Origin of the sequence: Mesotoga sp. HF07.pep.5.2.highcov, assembly GCF_003666285.1 — a bacterium.
Lineage (GTDB): Bacteria > Thermotogota > Thermotogae > Petrotogales > Kosmotogaceae > Mesotoga > Mesotoga prima.
The window spans coordinates 1-1,178 of the sequence record NZ_JFHJ01000545.1 but is presented as its reverse complement, the minus strand read 5'-3'; the positions used below and the strand labels follow the sequence as shown (position 1 = coordinate 1,178).

Here is a 1,178-nt window from a genome sequence, read left to right as displayed (position 1 = left end):
CTTTCTATGGAACTCTTCTTGCCGGCATAGGAGATTCAGAAGAATCAAATATCCCGATAATTAAACAGAATCAGCTACGAACAACGCTTGAAGGCCCAACTTGTGGAGAAAGCTTCGACCGGTTATACATGGCACTACTATTCATCAGAAGCTAACGCCTTTTCACTTTTTTCGAAGGAAAGCTCCGTTGACCAATCTGAAAAAGCTGTCCAAGGTGGCGGTTCGAAAGTGACCTGGTTATTCAGTCCAGAAACCTTGGGAAGCTTTGCAATTATTTTCAAGCTCTACAGAGAATGGGAAGGCGAAGAAAAAGCTGTCGACATAAGGGTATTCAATGTAGAAATGGATGACAGAACTTTAAGTGAGTGTATTCCTGATTATGTAACGGTCCTTGACAGTTCTCCGGGTTTCATAAGTCGGGTGATCTATTCGCAGCCACTACTGAGGAAGACTTATCGGCTGGATTTTCATGGAGCGTGCGGGGCGATAGCGAAATCCTGAGACTCATAGATAACAGGTACATCGACCCTTCGAAGAGCCAATCCTTTCCCGGTGACATCTCGAACTTTCCAATAGCAAGCACCGAACCCGGAAAGCGGTTATTCGATTTCAAAGCTCTAAAAATAGGAGTCTCTCTAATAGAGTTCGAATTCTATAGCACGGTTGAAAACCATGGAAATGTTTCGACACTTTACGCGGGTGTCTCTGTTGAATAGCGATGAGAGATCTGAAAATGTTTTCAGAAGCACATTATTACATCAAAATGAGCAACGATATGCCACAAAAGACATAATACTCAAATGGACAGTTTCCTTTTCAGCGGGGAAATGTGGCGATACCTCCTGATATACTAAATGCAGAGATTATCTTCTGCCGGTAAGCGAAAGGAGGGGTATTTTACCGTGTTTGAAAGACTAATGACAGAAAAGGTCTTGACAGTAATTAGGGGTCTTACGCTTGATCAATCGAGGAAGTTGTGTGAAATGCTGCTGGAAAACGACTTGACGATTCTGGAAGTCAGTTTCTCCGACGAATCTTCATCTGAGATACTGCACGAACTCAAGAAGGAATTCTACGGAAAGCTCGTAATCGGGGCCGGTACAGTATACGATGATACGGCTTATTCGAGAGCGCTTCGCTCGAATGCCGATTTCGTTCTCAGCCCTGGATTTAGTGAG

The 1,178-nt window shown here is 43.7% G+C and carries 1 protein-coding gene and 2 pseudogenes; all 3 read left to right on the top strand.

Annotated elements, in window-relative coordinates:
* Positions 1-87 precede the first annotated feature (87 nt).
* Complete coding sequence (locus BG32_RS11600) at positions 88-501, top strand: protease inhibitor I42 family protein (protein WP_324466557.1); 414 nt, start codon at positions 88-90, stop codon at positions 499-501.
* Positions 474-716, top strand: a pseudogene (locus BG32_RS11595) (hypothetical protein); the annotation flags it as partial. The gene BG32_RS11600 and the pseudogene BG32_RS11595, both read left to right, overlap by 28 nt.
* Before the next feature lie 186 nt (positions 717-902).
* Positions 903-1,178: pseudogene (locus BG32_RS11590) on the top strand (aldolase); the annotation flags it as partial.